Source organism: Hydrogenobaculum sp. Y04AAS1 (genome assembly GCF_000020785.1).
Classification (GTDB): domain Bacteria; phylum Aquificota; class Aquificia; order Aquificales; family Aquificaceae; genus Hydrogenobaculum.
This window is the reverse complement of sequence record NC_011126.1, coordinates 1,254,408-1,272,228: the sequence shown is the minus strand read 5'-3', so window position 1 is coordinate 1,272,228 and position 17,821 is coordinate 1,254,408. Positions and strand designations below refer to the sequence as shown.

Annotated in this window: 19 protein-coding genes; 11 read left to right on the top strand and 8 right to left on the bottom strand. The window is 34.2% G+C overall.

Going from position 1 to position 17,821, the window contains the following annotated elements; translation table 11 throughout:
- Positions 1 to 46: 46 nt before the first annotated feature.
- The 3 genes from HY04AAS1_RS06855 to tpiA all read left to right on the top strand — a co-directional run bounded on the left by HY04AAS1_RS06855 (position 47) and on the right by tpiA (position 4,964).
- Entirely contained in the window at positions 47 to 1,213 is a 1,167-nt protein-coding gene (locus HY04AAS1_RS06855) for an ATP-binding protein (RefSeq protein ID WP_012514399.1), read from the top strand.
- 67 nt (positions 1,214 to 1,280) lie between these two features.
- Entirely contained in the window at positions 1,281 to 3,986 is a 2,706-nt protein-coding gene (locus tag HY04AAS1_RS06850) for a diguanylate cyclase (RefSeq protein WP_012514398.1), read from the top strand.
- A 237-nt stretch (positions 3,987 to 4,223) separates the two neighbouring features.
- Positions 4,224 to 4,964: a triose-phosphate isomerase gene (tpiA, locus tag HY04AAS1_RS06845; protein WP_012514397.1), complete on the top strand. Its 741-nt coding sequence runs from the start codon at positions 4,224 to 4,226 to the stop codon at positions 4,962 to 4,964.
- A 12-nt stretch (positions 4,965 to 4,976) separates the two neighbouring features.
- Here tpiA and HY04AAS1_RS06840 read toward each other — a convergent pair whose 3' ends face one another.
- The gene (locus HY04AAS1_RS06840) at positions 4,977 to 5,639 is read right to left on the bottom strand and encodes a class I SAM-dependent methyltransferase (protein ID WP_012514396.1); all 663 of its coding nucleotides are present in this window, start codon (positions 5,637 to 5,639) and stop codon (positions 4,977 to 4,979) included.
- A 22-nt stretch (positions 5,640 to 5,661) separates the two neighbouring features.
- On the opposite strand from HY04AAS1_RS06840, the gene minC reads away from it, so the two are divergent.
- From minC to HY04AAS1_RS08565, 8 genes are read left to right on the top strand one after another with little or no spacing between them, the layout of a single operon-like run.
- Positions 5,662 to 6,255 carry a septum site-determining protein MinC gene (gene minC, locus HY04AAS1_RS06835; protein ID WP_012514395.1) on the top strand — a complete coding sequence of 198 codons (594 nt, stop codon included), beginning with the start codon at positions 5,662 to 5,664 and terminating at the stop codon, positions 6,253 to 6,255.
- The gene (gene minD, locus HY04AAS1_RS06830) at positions 6,255 to 7,049 is read left to right on the top strand and encodes a septum site-determining protein MinD (protein ID WP_012514394.1); all 795 of its coding nucleotides are present in this window, start codon (positions 6,255 to 6,257) and stop codon (positions 7,047 to 7,049) included. The genes minC and minD overlap by 1 nt, the downstream gene beginning before the upstream one ends.
- A gap of 2 nt (positions 7,050 to 7,051) precedes the next feature.
- Positions 7,052 to 7,291, top strand: coding sequence for a cell division topological specificity factor MinE (gene minE, locus HY04AAS1_RS06825; RefSeq protein WP_012514393.1), 240 nt, complete (start codon positions 7,052 to 7,054; stop codon positions 7,289 to 7,291).
- Positions 7,292 to 7,328: 37 nt separating this feature from the next.
- Entirely contained in the window at positions 7,329 to 7,895 is a 567-nt protein-coding gene (locus HY04AAS1_RS06820; RefSeq protein ID WP_012514392.1) for a hypothetical protein, read from the top strand.
- Positions 7,896 to 7,899: 4 nt separating this feature from the next.
- Complete coding sequence (locus HY04AAS1_RS06815; protein WP_012514391.1) at positions 7,900 to 8,364, top strand: hypothetical protein; 465 nt, start codon at positions 7,900 to 7,902, stop codon at positions 8,362 to 8,364.
- Entirely contained in the window at positions 8,365 to 9,111 is a 747-nt protein-coding gene (locus HY04AAS1_RS06810) for an ATP-binding cassette domain-containing protein (RefSeq protein WP_012514390.1), read from the top strand. It abuts the gene before it with no gap.
- 55 nt (positions 9,112 to 9,166) lie between these two features.
- The gene (locus HY04AAS1_RS06805; RefSeq protein ID WP_012514389.1) at positions 9,167 to 9,670 is read left to right on the top strand and encodes a chemotaxis protein CheW; all 504 of its coding nucleotides are present in this window, start codon (positions 9,167 to 9,169) and stop codon (positions 9,668 to 9,670) included.
- Complete coding sequence (locus HY04AAS1_RS08565) at positions 9,657 to 10,133, top strand: DnaJ domain-containing protein (protein WP_012514388.1); 477 nt, start codon at positions 9,657 to 9,659, stop codon at positions 10,131 to 10,133. The genes HY04AAS1_RS06805 and HY04AAS1_RS08565 overlap by 14 nt, the downstream gene beginning before the upstream one ends.
- On the opposite strand, the gene HY04AAS1_RS06795 is transcribed toward HY04AAS1_RS08565, so the two are convergent.
- From HY04AAS1_RS06795 to HY04AAS1_RS06765, 7 genes are all read right to left on the bottom strand, one after another.
- Positions 10,128 to 10,895, bottom strand: coding sequence for an HAD family hydrolase (locus HY04AAS1_RS06795; RefSeq protein ID WP_012514387.1), 768 nt, complete (start codon positions 10,893 to 10,895; stop codon positions 10,128 to 10,130). The two genes, HY04AAS1_RS08565 and HY04AAS1_RS06795, sit on opposite strands and share 6 nt — an antisense overlap.
- Positions 10,879 to 11,802 carry a LysR family transcriptional regulator gene (locus HY04AAS1_RS06790; RefSeq protein ID WP_012514386.1) on the bottom strand — a complete coding sequence of 308 codons (924 nt, stop codon included), beginning with the start codon at positions 11,800 to 11,802 and terminating at the stop codon, positions 10,879 to 10,881. Before HY04AAS1_RS06790 ends, HY04AAS1_RS06795 begins: the two co-directional genes overlap by 17 nt.
- 129 nt (positions 11,803 to 11,931) lie before the next feature.
- Positions 11,932 to 13,152, bottom strand: coding sequence for a cysteine desulfurase family protein (locus HY04AAS1_RS06785; protein WP_012514385.1), 1,221 nt, complete (start codon positions 13,150 to 13,152; stop codon positions 11,932 to 11,934).
- A gap of 1 nt (position 13,153) precedes the next feature.
- Positions 13,154 to 14,197, bottom strand: a complete 1,044-nt coding sequence (locus HY04AAS1_RS06780) for an Mrp/NBP35 family ATP-binding protein (protein ID WP_012514384.1) — start codon at positions 14,195 to 14,197, stop codon at positions 13,154 to 13,156.
- Positions 14,198 to 14,288: 91 nt separating this feature from the next.
- Positions 14,289 to 15,665, bottom strand: a complete 1,377-nt coding sequence (gene lnt / locus HY04AAS1_RS06775) for an apolipoprotein N-acyltransferase (protein WP_012514383.1) — start codon at positions 15,663 to 15,665, stop codon at positions 14,289 to 14,291.
- Positions 15,649 to 16,602, bottom strand: coding sequence for a flippase-like domain-containing protein (locus tag HY04AAS1_RS06770; protein WP_012514382.1), 954 nt, complete (start codon positions 16,600 to 16,602; stop codon positions 15,649 to 15,651). The genes lnt and HY04AAS1_RS06770 overlap by 17 nt, the downstream gene beginning before the upstream one ends.
- Positions 16,599 to 17,804: a bifunctional 3,4-dihydroxy-2-butanone-4-phosphate synthase/GTP cyclohydrolase II gene (locus HY04AAS1_RS06765; protein WP_012514381.1), complete on the bottom strand. Its 1,206-nt coding sequence runs from the start codon at positions 17,802 to 17,804 to the stop codon at positions 16,599 to 16,601. The genes HY04AAS1_RS06770 and HY04AAS1_RS06765 overlap by 4 nt, the downstream gene beginning before the upstream one ends.
- Between the last annotated feature and the right edge of the window lie 17 nt (positions 17,805 to 17,821).

Genomic DNA, 17,821 nt, shown 5'->3' with positions numbered 1-17,821 from the left:
GTATATTTTTATAGATTTTTATACGATGATATCGTATAATATACATATGGATATAGAGGAGATACTTTATAGATTCAATCCTTGGTGGGAAAATGATTATAAGATAAGCGCCATCAATAGACCAAAGTATGTGGATAAACTTATAAAGCGCCTTGATAAAAAAGAGATAGAGTTGATAACAGGGATTAGAAGAGTGGGGAAATCAACCATTTTTAAACTAATAATACACAGTCTTATAAATAAACTCGGTATAAACCCCAAGCATATATTTTATATATCGCTGGACTTTTACGCTTTAGAAAAGAAATCAATCCTTGATTTATTGGAAGATTACTTTAAGATTCAAGGCATAGCTTTTGAGCAAAGAGTTTATGTTTTTTTAGATGAAATAGCTTATAAAAAAGATTTTTCACAACAACTTAAAAATATTTACGATCTTTACAATATAAAGCTATTTGCAACATCTTCATCAGCTTCTATGCTAAAAGACGAAAACGCTTACCTTACTGGAAGAAGCAACTTGATTGAGATTTTACCTCTTGATTTTGAAGAGTTTTTGGCTTTTAAAAACTTAAAAATAACCAAAGCAAACCATCATCTTACCTATACATTCTTTGAAAAATACATGGAATTAGGGGGGGTACCCCAATATGTGATAACAGAGGATATAGAATATATAAAACAGCTTGCCGATGATATTATATACAAAGATATCATGAGTTTTCATAGCGTAAAAGAAGCGTCACTTTTAAGAGATTTTTTCTATCTTCTTATGGAAAGATCTGGAAAGCAGCTTAGCTTAAACAAGGTATCCAAAGTGCTTGGAATAAGCGTAGATACTGCAAGAAGGTTTTTTGAATACTTTAAAGACTCGTTTTTAATATATCCGATAGAAAAATGCGGTAAGTTAAACGAGAGAATAAAATCCCCTAAGAAAATCTACGTGGCTGATGTAGGTATAAAAAACGCATTTACAGGTTTCAAAGATAAAGGGGCAATATTTGAAAATCTTGTATTTTTAAAAATAAAATCAAAAAAACCTTGCTATGTTTATGAAAACAACGTTGAGATAGATTTTCTAACAGAGGACAAAACCCTAATAGAGGTAAAATATAACACCAATATTAATGAAAAACAGTTGGAGGCTTTCAAAAAATACGACGCTAAAACAAAGCTTGTGGTTGATAACGTTGAAAAGTTTTTAAAGCTATAACCTAAGCTTAATTTAAAATATTTCCAAAATCGTTTTTTTTTTTTTTTTTTGATATAATTATACAACTATGGAAACTTCTGATTGCGTATACAAAGAAAGCATAAAAAAATTGATAGATGATTACCTAGATACAGGGATTATAGATGAAGAAACCATAAAGAAGATAGGGTATGAAGCCTATGATAAAACTCATATAAACTATATAAAACACAATATAGAGAATATAAAAAATAGCTTTATAAAAGAATACTTCAAGAGCCACGAATTTACAGAGGAAGCTTACGACAAGATATACTCTTTCTTTAAAATTCTTGAAAAAAATATATCAAGAGCTTACGGTATAAGGTGTATAGAAGATTCAGAAACGTTGGAATCTACTTTGTATGCTGAGGATATATTACCAGAGCTTTTAAAACCAAGCGCACAATTTAAAGCCGCTATAACAAAAGATTATCTTGAATTAAACGAAACACCTTCCATAACGATGGATGCAAAATCTTGCCCAGTCTACAAGGAAATAGAAAACTCAGCAATGCCAAAAGATGTTAAAGAGAATGTTCATAAAGCACACGAGAGGCTTCATTATGCCGCTCAATACTTTTATAAGCTTATAAAAGAAAAAGACACAGAAAATCTATACGGTATATACTGGCGTATGAGATATCTAAATATCTTAATAGTAACTGCTATAGCTATCTATACTCTAAAAGATCAAAATGAATTTTACAAGACATTTTTTGAAGGACACAGTATACCCATGCTTTTGGTAGATCCAGATACCTACAGCATAGCAAACGCCAATCAGGCCGCTCTTGATTTTTATGGATACACAAAAGAAGAAATAACTACTTTGAAAAGTTGGGATATAAACACTTTAGGCGAAAAAGAAATGAAAGAACTCATATCAAAAGCCAAAAACAAAGAGCTAAACTTCTTTAAGTTTAAGCACAGATTAAAATCTGGAGAGATAAGAGATGTGGAAGTTTACTCATCCCCTGTTTATCTGGGTGGTAAAATATACCTTTTGTCCATCGTATATGATGTTACGAAAGAAGAAAGGGCTAAAAAATTTTTAGAAATCTTAAAAGAGATAGATAGTCTTAGCAACATCTCTGACACAGAAGAAGAATTTATAGAAAATCTTTTTAGATTTTTAGAAAAAGAGGATATATCAAAAGATGTATGTTTTATGATAAACCAAGAAGGCAAAACCAAAATAAGTTCGTCATCAGAAAGCTGTATTCAAAATGTAAAAGATAAAGAAGAAAATTTTCCCATATTTGAGGCTTTTTATCTTAAAATCCCTGTTTACCATAAAAATATGGAAGATATAGAAGATGAGTTTGTAAGAAAGAAGCTTTTAGAAAGAGGGACCGTCTCATCCTTTGCAGTGCCTGTATTGAAAGATGGTAAGCCCTACGGAGCCCTTTGCATATGTTCAAACATTAAAGGCTACTTTGAAGATTATGGGTTTTTCATCACACAGCTTAAAGAAAAGATAGAAAATGCATTAAAACACATAAATCTTAGAAAAGAGTTAAACTATAGGAATGAACTTCTTAAAAATATAGTAGAGAATACTCAAATAGGTGTGGTGGTATTTGATATAGATAATATTTATTATACAAACAGATACTTTCTTGAGCTTTTAGGATATGACGAAGATACGATAAAAGAAATAAGCATATTTGATATATTTTCTCCAATACACACGAAAGATCTTATAGAAGCCTTCCCAAACAAAAAATCGATACTTTTACAAGAGTTTAACCTGATAAATAAAAATAACCATCTTGTATATGTAAAGGGCTCTTTAACCCTAACAAAAGATTTAAGCGGTAAAGATATCGCTATATTTAGCTTTGTAGATACCACACAAGAAAAGCAACTAAAAGACATACTAACACGTGAGAAAAAAACATTAGAAAATATATTAGATAGAGCAAACTTTGGGGCTTTTATATTTAAACTAAAAAATTTAGAAAATCTAGAGATAGAAATTATATATAAAAATAAATATTTTGACACTATGATAAAAAATCAAGGTATAAAAACTTTCGAAGATTTTCTTATATTTGATGATGATAAAAAAGAACTAATGAAGAGATATTTGAGGAAAATTACAGCAGACGAGGGTGGAGTTTTTACTATAAACGATATTATTATGAAACAAGATAAAAATATTGTGCTAAAACTAAACATGAACCGAATAAACCAAAACCATGAAACACTGATACTTTGTATACTTCAAGATATCACAGAAGAGTCAATGATTATAAAATATTTTGAAGAACTATCTATAAAAGACGACCTAACTGGAATATGCAACAGAAGGTGTTTAGAAGATAAGCTAGAAGAGTATCTAACCCTTGCAAAAAGATACAACAGGCCTTTAAGCGTTATTATGTTTGACATAGATTTTTTCAAACACATAAATGACTCCTATGGACACGATATAGGAGACAAAGTGTTAAAAACTATAGCAAATATAGTCTTATCAAACATAAGAGCCACAGACATATTGGCAAGATACGGTGGTGAGGAGTTTGTTATAATATCGCCAGAAACCACTTTAGAGGATGCGAAAGCCTTGGCTGAAAAACTAAGAAAAGAAATAGAAAATTTTCTTTTTGAAGAAGGTTTTAGTATAACATGCTCCTTTGGTGTTACATCGCTAAACCAAGAAGATACAAAAGAAACCATTTTAAAACGAGTAGACGAAGCCCTTTACAAAGCAAAGAGAGAAGGGAGAAACAGAGTAGTGGCCTCTTAAGAGGCTTATTAATATGCATGTTAGTTGAAAGCGAGAGTGGCCTAAAAGGCTTATTGAGATGCATGTACTTTGAAAGCAAAGTGGCCTCGCAAGAGGCTTATTAATATGCACATTTGTTGTATTGTTTAGTGGCCTGAAAGGCTTATTAATATACATGTTAGTTTAACTGGCTAAGTGGCCTAAAAGGCTTATTGAGATGCTAATATATTAAACACTAACACATGGTATAATAACTTTATGAAAAAGATTATAGCCGCCAATTGGAAGATGCATAAAACCTATGAGGAAGCCATATCTTATATAAATGAGCTGTTGAAGAAAAATATAGATTTTGAAAAAAAAGATGTTCTTATATATCCGCCGTTTTTATATGTATGCGAGGTTTCTAAGCTTTTAGAAAAATCAAATATAAAAGTAGGAGCTCAAAACGTATACTACGAAAAGAAAGGAGCTTTTACCGGAGAGATATCACCGGTGATGGTAAAATCCTGTAAGGCCCATTATGTGCTCATAGGACATTCAGAAAGAAGGCACATATTTAAAGAATCCGATGAGTTAATAAGGAAAAAAGTGATATCTTCATTGGAAGAAGGTCTAAAGGTGATGCTTTGTGTAGGGGAAACTTTAGAAGAAAGGGAGTCTCAGCTTACTTTTAACGTTATAGAATCTCAATTAAAGCTTGCACTGGCTGGTTTAGAAGAGTGGTTTGAGAATATAGAAATAGCTTACGAGCCTGTTTGGGCAATAGGCACTGGCAAATCTGCAAATACAGAGGATGCTTCAAAGATACATAGCTTTATAAAAGATACATTAAAAGATATAGCAAAAAAAGATACGGACATAAGAGTTTTGTATGGGGGGAGTGTAAATCCACAAAACGCTAAAGAATTTCTAAAAGCACCAAACGTAGATGGGCTTTTGGTAGGTGGTGCAAGCTTAGATCCAAACACGTTTTTAGAGATAATAAACGCTTGCTAATAAACGTTTTACCTAAGGCTTTTCAAACACAAGCAATCCTACCATACCAAGGATAAAAAGCTTTTTATTTATGAGTTTAAGGCCATAGGATTCGCAAAGGTTTTTTATCTCTTCGGTGGATAGACTGTTTTCCAAAGAGTGTATAAAAAAGTCCCAATTTTTGTTACCAAAGATGACGATACCAAGAGGTCTTAAAAACGTCTTTGAGATTTTAGCAAAGAAATCCATACCCACAAACTTCGTAGTATCAAGCACTATAAACCTACCACCTTTTCTTAAAACTCTGTTTATCTCCTTTAACATAGAATCTTTGTCTATTATATGTCTAAAAACCAAAGACATGGATACGTTATCAAAAACCCCATCTTTAAAAGGCATATGCTCAGCAGATGCTATAAACAAATAAGTGGGTTTTCCTTTTAGTTTTTGTTTGGCTATTTTAAGCATCTTTATAGATAAATCTATACCAAAACCTGTCTTTATTTTATTTTGCTCAAAAGCCCTAAAAATAACATCTCCAGTGGCAGTACCAATATCCAGCATGTTTCCAGATTTTAACTCGTAGGCTATGCTTTTGTGCCATTTTTTGTTTTGGCCAAGACTTATAAATCCCACAAATTTATCATAAGCCCCAGATATTGAATCAAAAATATTGGCAAGATTTTCCAAATTCATACAAATATGATATCATATTAATATGATAAAGATAAAAGGTATAACGCTACCTGTTGTGAGCTTGACGCTTTCTTTAAAAGATACCACAAAAGAAAGCCTCATAAATGAGCTTGTAGAGAAGATAAACTCAAACGTATTCTCAAACAGCTATTTTCTCATAGAAATAGATGAAAGCGTAGACAAAAAAACTCTAAAACAAATAGAAAAACTGCTGGAAGGAAAAGACGTTAAAAGCATAAAAACAATGAGTGCCCAAACGGTAAGCGCACAAAAACCCACAAGCGTATCTAGGCTTTTAATAGTAAACAAAAACCTTCGTTCAGGACAGATGATAGAGCATAGCGGAGATGTTTTAATACTTGGTGATGTAAATGAAGGTGCGGAAGTTATAGCCGCAGGGAATATAGTAGTTATGGGTGCTTTAAGAGGATATGCTCATGCTGGAGCTATAGGAGATGATAGCTCTGTGGTGGTGGCGAAGAAGATGATACCCCAACAGCTAAGGATAGGACATCATATAGCCATAAGAGGAGAAAATGAAGAAGAACCTCAAGAGGCTGAGATAGCAAAAGTTATAGATAATAAAATAATATTAGAACCTATAGGAGGTTTTTGATGAGCGATTCGAAAGTTATTGTTATTACATCCGGCAAAGGTGGTGTCGGCAAAACTACGATGACAGCCAACATAAGCACCGCTTTGGCAAAGCTAGGAAAAAGCGTACTAGTAATAGATGCCGACATAGGCCTTAGGAATCTTGATATGATACTTGGGCTTGAAAATCGCATAGTTTATGACGTATTAGATGCAATAGAGCAAAGAGTAAGCCCAGAAAAAGCTTTGGTAAAAGATAAGAGAGGATTACCCTTATGGCTTTTACCGGCAAATCAAACAAAGAACAAAGATGCTATAGACCCAGTAAAATGGAACAAGCTTATAGAAGATTTTAAAGAATCTGGAAAATTCAACTACATAATAATAGATTCGCCGGCTGGCATAGAACAAGGATTTAAAAATGCGGTAACTCCAGCAGATAGCGCCATAGTGGTAGTAAACCCAGAGGTATCATCGGTAAGAGATGCAGATAGGTCCATAGGTCTTATGGAAAGCATGGGCAAGAATGATTACAAGATTATCATAAACCGCATAAGATGGCACCAGGTTAAAAAAGGGGAGATGCTTTCTATGGAAGACATAGTAGAGGTTTTAAAAGTGCCTGTGCTCGGAGTTGTCCCAGAGGAAGAGAAGCTTGTAGATTTTACCAATAGAGGTGAACCTATAGTGCTCGATGAATCATATAACGCCTCAAAAGCAATAATGGATATAGCAAAAAGAATAACCGGTGAAAATGTACCTCTTACCCTCTACAACAAAGAGAAGGGTTTACTGGCAAAACTCTTCGGGAGGTAAAAATGGGTATATTAGATATTTTTTTTAAAAATAAAAGCAAAGATGTTGCCAAGCAGCGCCTTACTATGGTGCTAGCTTATGAAAGAAAAGGTTTAGCGCCAAATTTTATAGATTCTTTAAGAGATGATCTCATAGCGGTTTTCTCTAAATATTACCAGTTTGATGTAAACAACATAGAAGTTGAGCTAAAAAAAGACAACTCTGCAGAAGAGCTTTGGATAAGTATACCATTCAAACATTAAGCATAGTTTTTATAACAAAACATGATATTATATTAGTATGATATGTTTAACTCATTTAGAGGTTTGCCCATACTGTTATCATGTGGCTCTAAAAGTTTGCGAGCTAAATGAGCCTTATCCGAGAGTAGAGGCTAATTGTCTTTGTTGTGGTTATACTATAAAAGACAAAATACCAAAGCATTACGACTTAGATTTTAAAAATATTTTAGAGCTTTTAAGCAGAAAACAAATAGGTCTTGTATGCGTAGACAACGATTGCGGATCTAAAAACATAATAAGGCTTATAGACGAGGGAAATTACAAAGAGTTTAGGTGTCTTGACTGTGGTGCAGAATGGAACAGCAAGGAGCTTCAACATGCTATAAAAAACGTTAAAAAAGTATGGGAGTGTTTAAAGAAAGAAGAACTAGAAGATTGTGTAAGGGCACAAGAAGGCGAGTGTCCCATATGCAAAAACGATATAGGCCACAAAAGAAATGGTTATCTTGTGGAAATTGCTTGTAACTTGTGTGGTTTTCACAATGTATACGAAGAAAAAATACCAAATATTGATGTATCTCAGATAGATTGCAAAGATTACCAGAAAGCTGAGACGCCAGGTTAAAAGCGTGGCATACATTGAAGATCCTATAAAACCCCTTCAAAAGTATATAGACTTGTACGAAAAATATAAAGAAGCCACTAAAAACATACAAAACTACAAACAGGACTTTTTAAATCAGTCCACTGACGAAAGATTAGCCCTCGCCATAGCCTCAGCTATAATAGGGGGTATCGAGTCAAGGACAAAAGACGAAGAGGTAAGAAGATGGGCTATTTGGGGTGTAGATCAAACTATGAGGGTTTTCAACAACTTTCCGAAGCTATCCGAAAACCAGCTTTCCTATCTTTTTTTTGTACTTGGAAGACACTTCATACCGATACTTCTTCATGAAAAAGGCATAAAATCGGACTCTTTTAAAGCCTTAAAAGAAGAAGAACAAATAAAAGCCGTTATGGACGTGCTAGATATAAACTTTGAAAATGTGGTTATAAGATGTCTTCAAGCTATAGACTTTCTTCATATAGAATAGATGAATATCGCAATAAGCGTAAGAAATCTTACAAAGGTAATAAACAATAGGACGATACTAAAAAATATATCTTTTGATGTTTATAAGAAAGAGGTATTTACCATAATAGGTGGTAGTGGTAGTGGTAAGACATCTATTACAAAACATATCATAGGACTTTGGCAACCCACCGAAGGAGATATAGAGATTGAAGGTAAATCTATAGTAAACCTAAACAAAGATGAACTAAACAAAATAAGAATGAAGATGGGATACGTATTTCAAGAAGGGGCTTTGTTTGACAGCCTTAGGGTTTGGGAAAACGTAGGTTTTTACTATTTAGAGCATACAAACAAATCTAAAGACGAGATAATAAAAATAGCCATAGAAAAGCTAAAAGAGGTAAACCTCGATGAGTCGATACTATATCTTATGCCGTCGGAGCTTTCTGGAGGTATGAGAAAAAGAGTAAGCTTGGCAAGAGCCCTTGCCACAGACCCGGAGATTATCATCTACGATGAACCTACCTCTGGCCTTGATCCAATTACAAGTCGCATAATAGACAAATTGATATTGGATCTAAAAATTAGGTTAGGTATAACATCCATCGTAGTGACCCACGATATGGTAAGCGCTCTTGGTATTAGCAATAGAATAATGGTGCTAGACAAAGGAGAGCAAAAATTTTTAGGCACCAAAGAAGAGTTCCTAAATTCAAAAGAACCATCTGTTAGAATGTTTTTAGAAAATGCGGTCCTAAGAATCTAAAAAATTTTCAATTGAATAACGACATTATGTTAATATAATATAGAAGGAGGATTTTATGGCAGACATATTAAAAGCCGAAAGTGCGCCAGCAAAGCCTACGCAGACAACTACTCAAAGGGGCAAGAAGGCTCAAGCAAATATATTGGAATTTTTGGCTATTTACTTAGAGAGTGAGCTTATGGGTATACCCCTTACAAAAGTAGTAGAAATAACAAAAATGAGGGATATAGTACCAGTACCTTTTTCGAAAAGCCATATAAGAGGAGTAATCAATATACGCGGTGAAATAATGGCCATAGTCTCTTTAAAAGAGACACTTGGGCTAAGCGAAACTAGGGAATCTCAAAGGATAGTAATATTAGAAACAAGGTTTGGGAAAATTGGTATCATAGTAGATGAGATCTATGGTGTTATAAAAGTAAGAGAAGATGATTTAGAACCAAATCCAATGGTAGGAAGATATAGTGAATACATAAAAAATATAGCCCAGATAGACAACGGCATACTCATTATAATAGATATTGACAAGATCTTTGAAGACAAAAATGGGTTTCCATGAAAAGATCGTAGATTATATATACCAAAATAGATTGTCTGAGTTTCAATCTTCATTTTTTAACCTTTACAGGGAATATCGCTATTTAAACGAAGAAGAATTTATAAAAGAATGGTTTGATAAATTTATAATAAAAACCCTATACAAATATATGCCTTATACAAAGCTCGTAGAATGTTTTGATAGATACTGCTCTTTAAGAAAGAATATCACAAAATCCTACGTTTCCACTTATTGGAGGTTTTGTAGAAACCCAAAAGGTTTTTCCTCCAAAATATCAGATTCTATGAAGTTTTTTGGCTTAGAAGAGCTTGATGAAGACAGGCTAAAAAAAGCCTACAGAAAAATGATAAAAGAATATCACCCTGATAAGGTAAAAGATAAAAAAATATCCCACGAGAAAACCGTACTTATAAACTATCATTATCAAGTTTTGCTTAGTTATATAAATGGGCTAAAATCATAAAAGCAAATCTTCTAACTCTTTTTGAGACTTTGCTGTAGCATAGATATACTCTCTTGACAAGATGGTGTTCTCTTCATTGTAAAAATTGCAGTGTATATAATATACATAGGGCTTGTAAAAGTCGTTGTAATGCTTTGTCATCATTATATCGCTTATAGTATCTCCAATATAGACTCCGCCTTTTTTACAAATCGCATCTACGCAAAACTTTAGAGCTTCTTTGCTTGGTTTCCTTTTGGTCTTGTCCTCTATATAATCGTCGTCCACCACGAAGTCAAACATATCCTCAATACCAAAAAGCCTTAAAGAAAATATCAAATCATCTTTAGGTCTTCCGGTCACTATACCAGTTTTATAGTTTTTTTTAAGTGCTTTTAAAAAGTCTTTATCCAAAAGAAGTGTTTCGTTTTCTCTAAATTTTCTATAAAAAGCTTCAAAAACATTTACAAGCTCGTTGTAATCAAAGTAAGGATTGTTAAAAATCTTTTGCTGGACATAGGTTTGATTTGTGGTATACTGCAAAGCTTCTTTTTTTGTTATATATCCAAACGCCATCAATATCAAAACAGAACTACTTTCCCAGTCGTTGTTTATACCGGCTTTCTTTTTTACAAATATAAAATCTTCTTCTTTCAAATCCTTACCGGTGTAATGCTTAAAAGCCTCATATATAGCTTTGTGATAAGAAGGTCTTACGTCTATCAAAACGCCGTCTACATCAAATATAACAGCGTCTATTTTATCCTTAAGATTGAAATCCAACAGCTTCTCCAAGAGCTTCTTTGTTGGCAAGAAGGAATTTTATAAATTTATCCACAAGGGCTGATTTTGTAAAATCGGTATAATATATTACGTTAAAAACTTTGTAAGCGCTGAAGTTTCTAATTTTAACAGGCGTAAGCTCCCCTTCTTCAATATCTTTTTGTATTGAGTTTCTAGGGAAAAATGAAGCACCGTATCCGGATTTTACGATATTCATAATAGATCTTATAGAGTTTGTTTCTATTTTTATGTTTAAAAGCTCAAAATTTATACCCATAGCTTCCAGCGTTTCTTTTACGGTTTTCCTTGTACAAGAATAAGCCTCTCTCATTACAAGGTCTATAGTATAAAGATCTTCTGGTTCTATGATGTCTTTTTTTGCAAGCTCGTGATTTTTCCCAACACAAAGCACTAGCTCGTCTCTAAAAAGTTCAACGCTGTTTATTTTAGAATCGGCTTCTTTATCCACTACACCTACGTTTATTAGTCCATTTACTATACTATCTTCTATCTTTTTAGAGGTATCTACGTAGAGCTTTACGGTGATACCCGGATAAAGCTTCTGAAAATCCACTATAAGTTTTGGGAGCTTGTATTCACCAAAGGTAGGGCTAGAACCTATATAAAGCGTGTCTTTTATATCTTTTTTTAACTGAGACATCTCTTTTACGAGATTGTCGTAGCTTTCTAAAAGAAGTTTCGCTTTTTGGTAAAGCCTCTCTCCTTCTTCTGTTAAAACTATTTTACCACCTTGTCTTCTTAAAAGCTTGCAACCAATGGTTTTTTCCAAAGATTTTATCTGTTGGGTTATAGCTGGCTGAGTGACGTAAAGCACATCTGAAGATTTTGAGAAACTTCCAAGATCCGCTACAGTTATAAACGTTTTAAGCTTAACAATATCTATCATCCAACCACTCTTAATTATATATTATAGCACTATAAATAAAATTTATACTTAATCAGTATCATAAAGACATTGAAAAATATTTTTTAAACGGGGCAGCGAAGGCCCCATAGACAAGATTGTAAGATAAGATTATTTTTTAGACTTTACGTAGTTATCCCAGTTTGACCTGTTGAAAGGGGATATTTCCCTTAACTTTTTGATGACTTTAGGAAACTCTCTCGCCACATAGTCTATATCTTCATTGGTACTATCTCTTCCAAAACTAAACACCAAAGAACCGTTTGACACTTCTTTTGGTATACCTATAGCTGCTATAACGTGGGATTGTTTTAAAGCTGTAGACACACAGGCAGAGCCTGAAGCTGTTTCTATACCTTGTAGGTCCAATCTAAGAAGCATAGCCTCACCTTCTATAAGATGAACTATAACGGAAAGATGATGAGGAAGTCTTTGGGTTGGGTGTCCAGTAAACTCTATCATATCAAGATTTTCTTCAAGGGCTTTTCTCACTTTATCTCTGTAGGAAGAAAGGCGTTTTACCCTATCGTCCATCTCTTTCATAGCAAGCTCTGCGGCTGCTCCAAAGCCCACTATACCAGGCACGTTTTCAGTACCAGCTCTAACACCACGCTCTTGAACACCTCCTTCTATAAGGGGTTTTACCTTAATGCCTTTTTTAGTCCAAAGAGCACCAACACCTTTTGGTCCGTACATAAGATGGGCTGTAAAAGAGGCTGCATCTATACCAAGCTCCTGCACATCAATAGGAGTATGACCGCAAGAAGGAGCTATATCGCTATGAAATATAACCTTAGGGTTTTTAGCTTTTGCGATAGAAACAAGATTTTTCATATCCTGAATAGTACCTATTTCTCTATTTGAATGCCCTATAGAAATTAATATGGTATCTGGCCTTATAGCCTCTTCTAACTGCTCTGGGTTTACAAATCCATACTTATCCACTTCAAGATATGTAACTTCAAAACCTTCTTTCTCTAAATTTTTGCAAGGATGAAGTATAGAATGATGCTCTATCGGCGTGGTGATAATGTGTCTGCCCTTTTTTTCATAAGATTTTGCTATCCCTTTTATAGCTAAGTTGTTGGCCTCTATGCCACCAGATGTAAAAACTATTTCTTCAGGGCTTTTAGCATTTATAAAATAAGCTATCTGCTCTCTTGCGTGGTTTATGGCTTTCTTAGCCTGCTGACCAAAGCTGTGTAAAGAGGTTGGATTTCCAAAGATCTCTCTAAAATAAGGTAACATTGCCTCTAAAACTTCCTGAGCCACCGGGGTAGTAGCTATGTGATCCAAGTAAACCGTCTTTTCCCCTGCCTTCTTGAAAAACATGTTATTTACCTCCTTGGTATATAGAATCAACTATTTTTGCTATTCCCATAAAAGCCTTAGCCGTCCTAGACTCCGGTGAGGCTTCCACTATGGGCATTCCTTCATCTGCGTACTTTGTAACATCTGGCTCTATAGGTATTGAGCCTAAAAGCTTTAGATTGTAAGTTTGCACAAATTGGGGCACTTTGCTTTCTCCAAATATGCGGTACTCTTTCCCAGTTTCTGGACATACAAAATAAGCCATATTTTCAACAACCCCAAGTATAGGTATATTTACTTCTCTAAACATAGACACCGCCTTTTTAACATCCGCCAAAGCTACATCCTGAGGTGTAGTGACCACCACAGCGCCGTCTATAGCTGTGTTTTGTGCAAGACTAAGCTGGACATCGCCAGTTCCAGGAGGCAAATCAAGTATAAGATAATCTAACGGTCCCCAATCTACATCAAACAAGAATTGATTTAACGCCTGCATCAATATAGGACCTCTCCATATTACAGGGGTGTCTTCGGAAGGAAGCAAAAATCCCATAGATATCATCTTTACGCCATATTTTTCTATGGGTATTATTTTGTTAAACACGTTTGCGGTTAGCCTTGCCCCCTTGGTACCAAGCATAGTAGGTACAGAAGGACCATAAATATCTGCATCTAAAAGCCCGACACTTTTGCCTAGCTTGCTTAAAGCTATAGCCAAGTTCGTTGCCACCGTAGATTTACCAACACCACCTTTACCGCTTGCTACAGGGATAATCCTTTTAACACCCTTTATACTTCTTTTGCTAAAAACAGGCTGTTCAAAGGGATTTTTCTTCGGCTCACCTTCCACAAATTCTATGTTTGGCTTTAGGTTTTGATTTGTTTCTTTTATAAGGTTCTCAAAACGATTTTTAACCTGCTCTTTAACAGATTCAGGTACAGCCAACTTTAAATTTATAATATCTCCAGACACTTTTAAATCTTTGACTATGCTTGTAGGCTCTTGAATGTTTAAATCTTTCAAATCAAGAGTTTTAATTTTTTCCAAAATTTCTTTTACTGCCATACTTACCTCCGTTTAATTTAAAAAGATATAAACTTTTTAAAGGTATTTTATGAGAAGTATTAGTTTAAAATTAATTTTTATGACTTGATAATCATAGATTTTTATCATAGATTTTTTGGTGTCTCTTTTTAAAAGCTCCAAACTTGTAAAGATAAAATATATTTACACCAAGTATTACAAAAACAAGCGGTTTATAACTAAACATATCAAAGGGTGTTTTCAGTTTGTAGGGTTTTATATAACCAACAAGAGCACCTTTTTTCCCATAAGAAAGCGTCTTTTCATCACCAAGAGGAGATATTATTGCAGATATACCAGAGTTGTTGGACCTTATAAGATATTCTCCGTTTTCAATTGCCCTTGCAACAGCTTGATCGTTGTGCTCATAAGGTTCTAAAGTAGGGCCAAACCAAGCGTCGTTTGTAAGATTTATTATAAAATCGCTGTGCAAAGATAATTTTCTTACATAAGAAGAAAAATCCAATTCAAAGCATATGGGTGTTGCTACCTTATAGATGTGTCCATTAACAATTACATTTATAGGTTTCATGCTTTTACCAGGTACAAAATCTATACCGTTTATGGCAGCGAAAAGCTTTTTAGCAAACTTAAAAGGATAAGGCATATACTCACCAAAGGGAAGAAGTTTTATTTTAGAATAGTAATCTATCATGTTACCCTTATAAAAAGAGTAGGCGTTGTTGGTGGGAAGTATCTTATTGCCTTTGTATTTTATATCCACAAGTCCCACCACAAAAGGTTTGTAATAAGTATAATACATAAATAACTCTCTTACAGGATCTTTGTAATCTGAGTACAAAAATGGAAAAGCAGATTCTGGAAGCACTATAAGATCTGCTTTTTCTGATATAGCTTTTTTTATCAAAGGAAAGTAAACTAGTGACTCTTTCTCAAATTGATAATAATTTAGCTTTATGTTCTCGTCTATGTTTGGTTGTATCGTAGCTACTTTTATAGAGGGTTTATCTTTGTAAAAGTTATAAACATAGTATTTGTAATTATAACAAATTATAGCTAAAAATATCGTAAGAGCAATAGAAAAAACAAATTGTTTCTTGCTTTTAAGACTAACAAGAAAATAAAGCAAGAAAAGACCCACTCCATATACACCAAAAAACGCCAAAGCGTACTTTAAAATAGGTACATGCACTATTAAAGTCCCTACCGGATACCAGGGAAAACCATCAAAAGGCAAAAACTCTCTTAGGTATTCAACGCTTATCCATGACACGGGAAACATGTAAATATTAAACTTATAAAGCTTTTGAAACAAGTAAACGCTTCCAAATTGAAGTATATCAACCCCCACCAAGAAAACAAAAAAAAGCAAAACCACCAAAAATATATTCATCTCACCAAATTTATAAAGCGTATAAAAAATCCAGTAATAGCATAAAAAAGAGTATAAAAACCCAATACCAAGATAAAAACTAAGTTTGTTTTTCATTGTCCTTTATAAGTATTATTTGAAACAATATCCAGCCTATAAAAGCTGAAAAATACTGACTTACAAACCTCCAAAGTATTACAAAAAGCCCTAACTCATAGAAACTAAGATAAGCTTTAAACACTTCAAGCCCTCCTATCTCACCTACACCAGCCCCCCCTGGAGTAGGACTCATGTATATACCATACAAAAGACCCAACTGCCTCAACATGCTACTTACAACATCCACATTCTTACCAAAAGCTTTTATAAGTACTGGGGCTATACTCAAAAATGTTATATAGAGCATAACAGAGTAAAAAAACGCCAAAAAAACGCTACTTTTCTTAATTCTTAAAAAAATCCTCAACGTTGCTACGTATTTTCTTAGTGTATATTTTATGTTTAGCTTTCTTTTGTCGCTAAGTATGTTGCTTTTAAAAAAAAGTTTAGCACCTATATATATTAAAAACCCAATACCAAATGACACTAGAAAAATCTTAAGGACATTCAAGCCAAGCTTTGGCTTTTGATAAAGGTAAAAAGCTGTTATAGGAAAGGCCACAATAAAAAAAAACATACCAGAAAGCGTTTTCATAGTGACTATGCTCATGGTTTTGTGAAGATGTACACCCCTTCTTTTTAACATATAAACGCTAGCTAGCTCTCCACCTATGTGAAGAGGTGTGACTGTAGCTGCAAAAGTATTTATAAAAGACATAATATAGCCATAAAATATCGGATATTTCACGTTTAGGGCTTTTGAAAGGGTAAAAAGCCTAAGTACATCAAAAGTTTGATACAAAAAGCTCAAAAGAAGAGCCAAAAGCACATATCTAAAGTTTAATCTATACAAAACATCTATCGTATATTTGTTAAAAGTCTTATAAATTATATATAATATACTAAGACCTGCTACAAAAGCAAACAATGCGACAGCTTTTAAGATAAGCTTCACAACATATGACCTAACTTATTTTTCTTAGTATTGAGGTAAACTCTGTTGCATTCGTTTGGGTTTATGCTTATGGGCACTCTTTCTACCACTTCCAAGCCATAACCTTTTAAAGCCACTATCTTACGTGGATTGTTGGTTAAAAGTTTTATCTTTCTAATGCCCAAATCAAGAAGTATCTGGACGCCTGTTCCGTATTCTCTCAAATCCGCTGGAAAGCCTATCTTTTCGTTGGCTTCTACCGTATCATAACCCTGTTCTTGCAAAGCGTAAGCCTTTATTTTGTTGGCTATACCAATGCCTCTTCCCTCGTGACCCTTTAGATACACCAAAACACCTTTTCCCGCTTTCGCTATAGCTTCAAGAGCAGCTTCAAGCTGAGACCTGCAATCGCATCTTAAAGATCTAAACACATCACCGGTAAGACATTCAGAATGCACCCTCACCAAAACTGGTTCGTCCTCTTTCCATTCTCCCATTGTAAGAGCCACTTGCTCCTCGCCGTTTAATTTATTTCTATAAGCGTGTACTTTAAAGAGTCCATAAGCGGTAGGTAAAGTAGCACTTGCAACTCTTTCTATAGTCCTATCTTTCTTCAACCTATATTTTATAAGATCTTCAATAGTAATAATTTTTAGATTAAAAGCCTTTGCAAACGTTTGAAGCTCTGGCAATCTAGCCATTGTGCCGTCTTTATTCATAATCTCACATATCACACCAGCAGGGTAAAGACCAGCAAGCTTTGCAAGGTCCACAGAGGCCTCGGTATGCCCAGCCCTTTCCAAAACGCCACCTTCCTTAGCTCTTATGGGAAACACGTGTCCTGGCCTTATAAAATCTGATGGTTTAGCATCTTCGCTGATGGCAAGCTTTATAGTCTTTGCTCTATCAAAAGCTGATATACCTGTAGTAGTACCATGTTTAGGGTGAGCATCTATAGATATGCAAAAAGCGGTTCCTTTTGGGTCTGTATTAATACTTACCATCTGATGAAGTGAAAGCTCATCACATCTTTTTCCCTCCAAGGTAAGGCATATGAGACCCCTTCCGTGGGTAGCCATGAAATTTATAGCCTCTGGCGTTACAAATTCAGCAGCCATGACAAGATCCCCCTCGTTTTCTCTGGAGGGATCATCCACCACTATAAGCATCTTACCGTTCCTTATATCTTCTATAGCTTCTTCAATGCTTGCAAATTCACTCATAATTTTAAATATATTAT

Bases quoted from the DNA above. Each gene is read 5' to 3' on its own strand.
- HY04AAS1_RS06855 (WP_012514399.1), top strand. From the start codon at position 47: ATGGATATAGAGGAGATACTTTATAGATTCAATCCTTGGTGGGAAAAT.
- HY04AAS1_RS06850 (WP_012514398.1), top strand. From the start codon at position 1,281: ATGGAAACTTCTGATTGCGTATACAAAGAAAGCATAAAAAAATTGATA.
- tpiA (WP_012514397.1), top strand. From the start codon at position 4,224: ATGAAAAAGATTATAGCCGCCAATTGGAAGATGCATAAAACCTATGAG.
- HY04AAS1_RS06840 (WP_012514396.1), bottom strand. From the start codon at position 5,639: ATGAATTTGGAAAATCTTGCCAATATTTTTGATTCAATATCTGGGGCT.
- minC (WP_012514395.1), top strand. From the start codon at position 5,662: ATGATAAAGATAAAAGGTATAACGCTACCTGTTGTGAGCTTGACGCTT.
- minD (WP_012514394.1), top strand. From the start codon at position 6,255: ATGAGCGATTCGAAAGTTATTGTTATTACATCCGGCAAAGGTGGTGTC.
- minE (WP_012514393.1), top strand. From the start codon at position 7,052: ATGGGTATATTAGATATTTTTTTTAAAAATAAAAGCAAAGATGTTGCC.
- HY04AAS1_RS06820 (WP_012514392.1), top strand. From the start codon at position 7,329: ATGATATGTTTAACTCATTTAGAGGTTTGCCCATACTGTTATCATGTG.
- HY04AAS1_RS06810 (WP_012514390.1), top strand. From the start codon at position 8,365: ATGAATATCGCAATAAGCGTAAGAAATCTTACAAAGGTAATAAACAAT.
- HY04AAS1_RS06805 (WP_012514389.1), top strand. From the start codon at position 9,167: ATGGCAGACATATTAAAAGCCGAAAGTGCGCCAGCAAAGCCTACGCAG.
- HY04AAS1_RS08565 (WP_012514388.1), top strand. From the start codon at position 9,657: ATGGGTTTCCATGAAAAGATCGTAGATTATATATACCAAAATAGATTG.
- HY04AAS1_RS06790 (WP_012514386.1), bottom strand. From the start codon at position 11,802: ATGATAGATATTGTTAAGCTTAAAACGTTTATAACTGTAGCGGATCTT.
- HY04AAS1_RS06785 (WP_012514385.1), bottom strand. From the start codon at position 13,152: ATGTTTTTCAAGAAGGCAGGGGAAAAGACGGTTTACTTGGATCACATA.
- HY04AAS1_RS06780 (WP_012514384.1), bottom strand. From the start codon at position 14,197: ATGGCAGTAAAAGAAATTTTGGAAAAAATTAAAACTCTTGATTTGAAA.
- lnt (WP_012514383.1), bottom strand. From the start codon at position 15,665: ATGAAAAACAAACTTAGTTTTTATCTTGGTATTGGGTTTTTATACTCT.
- HY04AAS1_RS06765 (WP_012514381.1), bottom strand. From the start codon at position 17,804: ATGAGTGAATTTGCAAGCATTGAAGAAGCTATAGAAGATATAAGGAAC.